Origin of the sequence: Actinomyces sp. MRS3W (assembly GCF_032465695.1) — a bacterium.
Classification (GTDB): domain Bacteria; phylum Actinomycetota; class Actinomycetes; order Actinomycetales; family Actinomycetaceae; genus Actinomyces.
On the sequence record NZ_JAWDJJ010000263.1, the window covers coordinates 1 to 6,885 of the forward strand.

Sequence of the window (6,885 nt, forward strand, 5' to 3'; positions counted from 1 at the left end):
GTCAGCACCGGCCCGGTAGCGGGAACTCCCGGGGACACGATGAGTAGCCGTAGGTCGGCGTCGGCAATCGCGGCGGCCACCTGGGCGTCGTCCCCGGCCATGGTGAGCAGGGAGGCCGCCGTGTCGGTGCCGAGCGCAGCGGGTAGGGCCTCCACGGCCGCCGGCCGGGAGTCGAAGGCGGACACGCGCGCACCGAGGGCGGTGAGGACCTCAATGACGGCCAGTCCGGTTCGGCCCAGTCCCACCACGCCGACGCGGGCTCCGGACAGTGCCGCAAGCGCTGTGCTGGTGGTCATCGCTGTATGCATATCCTCTCTCAGTTCAGGACACGAGGTATTCGGCGTAGAACAGGCTCAGCCCGAGCACCACGCATACCCCGGCGATGATCCAGAAGCGGATGACCACGTTGACCTCGGTCCATCCGCCGAGTTCGAAGTGGTGGTGCAGCGGCGCCATGCGAAAGACGCGCTTGCCCGTGGACTTGAAGGAGACCACCTGAATGATGTCACTCATCACCTCGGCGACGAATAGTCCACCGATGAGCACGGCCAGGAACTCGGTACGGGTGAGGATGGACAGGCCGGCTACGGCGCCTCCCAGTGCGAGGGAGCCGGTGTCGCCCATGAAGATCTTCGCGGGTGAGGCGTTCCACCACAGGAAGCCGAAGCAGGATCCCATGAGCGCGGCGGCGATCATGGCCATATCGCGGGGGTCTCGGGTCTGGTAGCACAGTGTGGCCACCACGTCGGCGTGCCCATAGGCGCAGGACTGGTTGGTCTGCCATACGCCGATGAGGGTGTAGGCGGCGAAGACCATGGCGGAGGAGCCGGCAGCCAGGCCGTCGAGCCCGTCGGTGAGGTTGACGGCATTGGACCAGGCGGTGATGAGGAAGTTCGACCACAGGGTGAACAGGATGAGGCCGACGATCGCGCCGGCGAAGGCCAGGTCGAGGCTCGAGTCGCGGGCGAAGGAGATGCGTGTGGAGGCCGGGGTGAGCCCGTTCCGGTCGGCGAAGTTGAGGGCGGCCACGGAAAAGCCGATGCCGACGATTGCCTGGCCGATGATTTTCTGCCAGGCGCGCAGCCCCAGGGAGCGCTGCTTGGAGATCTTCTCGAAGTCGTCGAGGAAGCCGATGAGCCCCAGGCCGACGATGAGGAAGAGCAGCAGCACACCGCTGGCGCGGGGGGTGCGCAGCTCCACGAGGTTGGCCATCGCGTAGCCGAGGACGGTGGCGACAATGATGACCAGACCGCCCATGGTGGGCGTGCCGCGCTTGGTGAAGTGCCCCTGGGGGCCGTCCTGACGGATGAATTGTCCGTACTCGCGCTTGTGGAGAAAACGGATGAGCAGGGGGGTGCCCAGTAGTGACACCAGCAGGCTGACCGCCGCGGACACGAGGATGGCTGTCATCGGGCACGCATCTCCTTGCGGTTGTCCCTCAGGTAGTCGGCCAGGCGCCAGGCACCCGAGCCGTTGGATCCTTTGACGAGCACGACGTCGCCGTCTCGCAGCGGATTGTCCGTCGAGTCCATGAGTGCCAGCGCCGCGTCGGCGTCCGGCAGCTCGTACACCTCAACGCCGCGTCGACGGGCGGCTGCGGCGGTAGGCGCGGCGCCCGCCCCCACGGTGATGAGCAGCTGGACTCCGGCCGCGGCGGCGAGCTCACCGGTGCGAGTGTGGTCCGCCACCGAGGACTCCCCCAGCTCCAACATCTCCGAGATGATGGCCACACGGCGCCGGTCGTCGCCGAGCGTGTCCAGGGCGCGCATGGCAGCTGTCATGGAGTCGATATTGGCGTTGTAGGCGTCGTCGATGAGGAGCAGATTCCCCTCCCGCAGGCTCACGTCCATGCGATGGGGGCTCTCCACCGTGACGGTGGCGAGTCTGCTTGCCACCGCCGCGGGGTCGGCGCCGGCGGCGAGCGCCAGCCCGGCGGCAGCGAGCGCATTGGACACGTTGTGTCCGCCCGGAATGGCCAGACGCACCCGCTCCGGCACGGACAGTCCCGGCAGGTGCAGGTTGAAGACGGCGTGGGCGTCGGCGTCGAGGACGACGTCGGTGGCGCGGATATCCGCGTCGGGCGACCCGGCGGCGGAAAAAGTGAGGTGGGCGGGGGCCAGGTCGGCCATGGCGGCGGCGCGGGCGTCGTCGTGGTTGAGCACGGCCGTCCCGGTCGGGAGCAGGCCGCGCACGATTTCGCTCTTGGCCCGGGCCACGCCCTCAATCGAGCCGAAGCCCTCCATGTGGGCGTGGCCGATCATGAGCACGCCAGCCGCGTCCAGCGGGGCAATGTCGGTGAGGTAGGCGATGTGCCCGGGTGCGGAAGCACCCATCTCCAGGACCAGGTAGCGCGTGTCGGCGTCGGTCTGCAGCACGGTGAGCGGCAGGCCGATCTCGTTGTTGAAGGAGGCCACGGGGGCCACCGTGGGGGCCTGGGCGGCGAGCAGCTGGCGGACCAGGTCCTTGGTGGTGGTCTTGCCGACGGAACCGGTGACGGCGACGACGGTGAGCGCCGTGCCGCGTTGCGCGGCCCGCTGGCGCAGGTCGGCCAGGTGCCCACGGGCGAGCGCCCCCAGCGCGGCGACCGTGTCGGGAACCGCAATGAGGGGCAGCTGGGTTCCAGCCGCGGCCAGGCAGGCCCGGGCGGCAGCGACGTCGCTGACCAAGGCTGCGGCCGCACCTGCGGTGGCGGCGGCGCCGACGTGGCTGTGCCCATCGGTGCGCTGACCGGCCAGGGCAACAAAGAGCGTGCCCGGGCCGACCTGGCGGGAATCGGTGACGACGGCGGAAATCGCCGCAGGGGACGTCGTCCCGGTGTCCGGGACGAGGGTGCCGTGGGCGAGGGCGGCGACGTCGGCGAGCTGACGTGCGATCATGCGGGCTCCACCGGTCCCCACTTGGCGTCGACGGCCTCACGCATGACGGGGGCGTCGTTGTACCGGATGAACTCGTCGGCAATCTCCAGGAAGGGCTCGTGCCCCTTGCCGGTGACGATGACGGTGTCCTGCGGGCCGCACAGTTCGACCCCGCGGCGCACCGCGTCGCCGCGCCAGGTGGTGATTTCCTCGACGTCGTGCAGATCGGGGCGCACCGAGCGGACCCCCTCCAGGATGGCGTCCCGGATGGTCTGGGGGTCCTCGCTGCGGGGATTCTCGTCGGTCACCACGAGCACGTCGGCCAGGCGGGCGCAGACCTGCCCCAGCATGGGCCGCTTGCCGCGGTCGCGGTCGCCGTCGGAACCGAAGACGACGATGAGGCGCCCGGGAGTGATTTGGCGGACGGCCTTGAGGGTCAGCTCCATGGCGTCGGGGGTGTGCGCGAAGTCGACGATGCAGGTGCCGCGCACGCCGTCGCGCTGGCTGATGCGCTGCATGCGGCCCGGAATGTTGTGCGCTGTGGCGAGTGCGGCCACGGCCGTTTCCGCCGGGACGCCAGCACGGATCGCCATGACCAGGGCAAGGGCAGCGTTTTGGACATTGACCAGCCCCGGCAGCGGGCAGGCCGCGTCGATGCTTTCCCCGTCGGGGCCGTGCAGGGTGAAAGTGGTCGCCGAATCCGTCATGGAGACGGCCGCATCACTGACCCACCAGTCGGTTCCGCTCGCGGCATCGCCGACGCTGCCGTAGGCCCGCACGCGATCAACTTCGATGGCTCCGGCGGCGGCGATGCGCCCGGCCAGTTGAACTCCCCACTCGTCGTCCACGCACACCACGGCACGGCGGGCGTGTTCTGGGGTGAACAGCTGGGCCTTGGCGTCGAGGTAGCCCTGCATGGTCTCGTGGAAGTCAAGGTGGTCGCGCTGCAGGTTGGTGAACCCGGCGACGTCCACCACGAGCCCGTCCAGGCGGTGCAGCACAATCGCGTGGCTGGAAGCCTCCAGGCTGGCAGCTCCCACTCCCTCTTCGGCGGCCAGCGCCAGCATGCGCTGCAGTACCGGCGCTTCGACGGTGGTGCGGGGAGATTCGACGGAGATGTCCCCGACGCGCAGCTCGACCGTGCCGGCAACCATGCAGGCGCCGCGGTAGGCCGTCAGAATGGCGTCAAGGAAGTAGGAGGTGGTGGTCTTGCCGTTGGTGCCGGTCACGGCGGTGGTGAGCAGATGCTCGGCCGGGTGGTGGTAGACGGCGGCCGCCAGCGGTCCTACGACAGCCCGCGGATCGGGGTGGGTGAGAACCGGGATACCGGGGCAGGTGGCGTGCACCGTCTCGGCTCCAGCGGGGTCGGTGAGGACGGCGACCGCTCCGGCGGCGACGGCCTCGGCGGCGAAGGCCGCCCCATGCGTCTTGAAACCGGGCAGGGCGGTGAACAGTTCGCCGTCGGCCACGTCTCCGGAGTCCACGCTCACGCCGGTGATGCTGAGTCCGGCCACGCTATCGGTGCTGGAGTCATCGCGCCGCGCCGGGGCCAGTCCGAAAGCCTGCGCAAGCTCGCTCAGCGCGGTGGGTGCGCACTGGTGCGGACGCAGCCGTGCGGCTGACTCGTAGGCGTGGTTACTCATGGATCCCCAATCTATCGTGACAGGACGGTACCGGTCTCCCGGTGAGGGCGGCACATGCCAAGACGAGGGTACTCATCCTTCCGCACCTGCGCTTTCTGACTCGGCAGCCGCCTCGGCGGCCGCATCTGCTTCGGCCGCGGCCTGGGCGGCGATGACGCTGGGATCCGGGGCGATTCCCAGGGTGTGCATGGCGGCCAGGGCCACCTTGCGAAAGACCGGCGCGGACACGGTACCGCCGTAGGTGCCCTCGGGACGGTAGACGACCACTGCGACGGCGATGGCTGGATCGCGCGCGGGAGTGAAGCCGACGAAGGATGCGACCGTGCCGTCCTCGGTGAGGATCTCGGTGGTGCCGGTCTTGCCGGCCACGAGGTAGCCATCGATGGAGGCGGCCTCCGCGGTACCCCCGTCCTGGGTGACGCCAATGAGCATGTCGGTGAGCGTCTGGGCGGTCTCCTCGCTGATGACCCGCACCCCCTCGGGCTGCTCCTGTGGGGTTTCGTTGCCTTCGGCGTCGATCCACGCGTCGATGACCCGCGGGGCGACGCGCACGCCCCGGTTGGCGACGGCGGCAAGTACCTGGACGGCTTGCAGCGCGGTGCCGGCGATGCCCTGACCGAACATGGTGGTGTAGCGGGTGCGGTCGTCCCAGTCGGCCGCGGCGCTGACCATGCCCGCGGATTCGGCGGGCATCTCGATGCCCGTGGTCTGCCCGTACCCGAACCTTTTGAGGTATTCGTAGCGGACGTCGTCGGAGAGCTGCTCACCGATTTGCACGGTGCCGACGTTGGAAGACTCGGCCAGGACTCCGGCGCTGGTGAGGGTCTGGACGTCGTGGTAGTGGGAGTCGCGGAAGGTCTGCCCGTTGGCGGCGGTCCAGGTGTAGGGGACCGTCCAGGTGTCCTCCGGCTTCATGGTGCCCTCTTCGAGCGCCGCTGCGAAGGTGATGACCTTGCCGACGCTGCCGGGTTCGAAGATGGCCTGGACGCTGCGGGCCGAGCGCGACTCCTCGGGCGTCTGCGACGGGTGGGCGGGGTCGACGGCTCCGGAGTCGGCGAGCACGAGCAGCTTGCCGGTGGATGGCTCCATGACGACCACGCAGCCCCAGTCGGCGCCCTGAGCCGCCACCACCTCGTCGATGGCCTCCTGCGCGACGGCCTGCAGGTCGGGGTTAATGGTCATGCGCACGCTGGTGCCGGCAACGGCGGCGACTTCCTCCTGCTTGCCGGTGGGGATGATGGCACCGGACTTGCCGATCTCCACGCTGCCCTTGCCGTTGACGCCTGTCAGCTCGGCATTCTGGGTCAGCTCCAGCCCGGCGGAGCCGATCAGCGTGCGGCTGTCTCCCTCATAGGTGTAGCCCAGGACATTGCCGGCGACCGATCCCGCCGGGTAGGTGCGGCGGGTGCGCTGGTCGGGTTCGACGCCGGGGATCGCCAGGGCGTTGATGCGACGCCACGTATCCGGATCGACTGCCTCGGCCACGACGGCGTAGGTGGACTCGCCCACCATGTTGGCACCGAGCTCCTGTGCGTCGACGCCGAGAATCTCAGCCATCTGCTCGGCCGCCGCTGCCGCCCCGTGGCCGACGACGACGCTTTGAGTTTGCCCGGTAGCCGCATCGGTGCGTTCCTCGGTGCGCTCATACTGAGCGACCTTGATCTGGTTGACGCCGATGTCGTAGGAGACGGCGGAGGAGGCGAGCACCGTGCCGTCGCGTCCCAGGATGTCACCCCGGGGGGCACGATTGACCCAGGTGACGGTGCGTTCGGCCTGGGCCTGCGCGGCCAGCGTCGGCCCCTCCACCACCTGCAGCCAGGCGGTCTTACCCGCCAACGCCCCGAAACCGGCCAGGCCCATCAACTGCAGCACGCGGCGGCGACTGGGATGGACCGGATTCACTGCTCGTCATCCGCCGTCGCGGCGGAGCCGCCCGCCAGGGTGGAACTGGACAGGTCGATAACCCCGGGGGCGGCCGCCGGAACCATACCCAGCTTCGCCGCCCGGGCCGCCAATGTGTCGGCGGCCGAGGCCTCCCGCACGTCGGAGCGCACGGTTTCGATGTGGTCGGTCAGAACGTTGAGCTCAACTTGCGCCGTCTTCATCTTGTAGGCGGTGTCGGCCATCCAGGCGTTCAGCAGCATGGAGGACACCAGGGCGCAGGCGAGAATGCCGATGACGAGGGCCAGGAACGGCAGGGTGCGCCGGGAGGGGACGACACCGCGTACGACGTGCAGCTCGGGACGTGCGGAGGATTCCCCTGCGGGCCGCGCCTGAGTGGCGGGCCGACGGGCGGCGCGGGCAGTAGCGCCGTCGGTGAGCGTGCGCCAGGACGGATGAGTGGTGGAGCTCCGACGGGCCTTGGCTGCGGTGGTCATCGGCGGTTC

The 6,885-nt window shown here is 69.5% G+C and carries 6 protein-coding genes; all 6 read right to left on the bottom strand.

The features are described from left to right. A partial coding sequence (locus tag RWX45_RS09965) for an NAD(P)-dependent oxidoreductase (RefSeq protein WP_316023572.1) occupies window positions 1-296 on the bottom strand: 296 nt, incomplete at its 3' end. Window positions 297-321: 25 nt separating this feature from the next. Further along, complete coding sequence (gene mraY / locus RWX45_RS09970) at window positions 322-1,410, bottom strand: phospho-N-acetylmuramoyl-pentapeptide-transferase (RefSeq protein ID WP_316023573.1); 1,089 nt, start codon at window positions 1,408-1,410, stop codon at window positions 322-324. Then, a complete protein-coding gene (gene murF / locus RWX45_RS09975) occupies window positions 1,407-2,876 on the bottom strand; it encodes a UDP-N-acetylmuramoyl-tripeptide--D-alanyl-D-alanine ligase (protein ID WP_316023574.1) in 1,470 nt (489 codons plus the stop codon). The genes mraY and murF overlap by 4 nt, the downstream gene beginning before the upstream one ends. Further along, a complete protein-coding gene (locus tag RWX45_RS09980) occupies window positions 2,873-4,498 on the bottom strand; it encodes a UDP-N-acetylmuramoyl-L-alanyl-D-glutamate--2,6-diaminopimelate ligase (protein WP_316023575.1) in 1,626 nt (541 codons plus the stop codon). The genes murF and RWX45_RS09980 overlap by 4 nt, the downstream gene beginning before the upstream one ends. A 72-nt stretch (window positions 4,499-4,570) precedes the next feature. Next, window positions 4,571-6,358 (bottom strand): penicillin-binding protein 2, encoded by a 1,788-nt coding sequence (locus RWX45_RS09985; protein WP_316023576.1) that lies wholly within the window; start codon window positions 6,356-6,358, stop codon window positions 4,571-4,573. 38 nt (window positions 6,359-6,396) lie between these two features. Beyond that, on the bottom strand, window positions 6,397-6,876 hold the full coding sequence (locus tag RWX45_RS09990; RefSeq protein WP_316023577.1) for a hypothetical protein: 480 nt from the start codon (window positions 6,874-6,876) through the stop codon (window positions 6,397-6,399). Between the last annotated feature and the right edge of the window lie 9 nt (window positions 6,877-6,885).

Excerpts from the sequence above, each read along its gene's own strand:
- mraY (WP_316023573.1), bottom strand. The coding sequence starts at position 1,410 with ATGACAGCCATCCTCGTGTCCGCGGCGGTCAGCCTGCTGGTGTCACTA.
- murF (WP_316023574.1), bottom strand. The coding sequence starts at position 2,876 with ATGATCGCACGTCAGCTCGCCGACGTCGCCGCCCTCGCCCACGGCACC.
- RWX45_RS09980 (WP_316023575.1), bottom strand. The coding sequence starts at position 4,498 with ATGAGTAACCACGCCTACGAGTCAGCCGCACGGCTGCGTCCGCACCAG.
- RWX45_RS09985 (WP_316023576.1), bottom strand. The coding sequence starts at position 6,358 with ATGGGCCTGGCCGGTTTCGGGGCGTTGGCGGGTAAGACCGCCTGGCTG.
- RWX45_RS09990 (WP_316023577.1), bottom strand. The coding sequence starts at position 6,876 with ATGACCACCGCAGCCAAGGCCCGTCGGAGCTCCACCACTCATCCGTCC.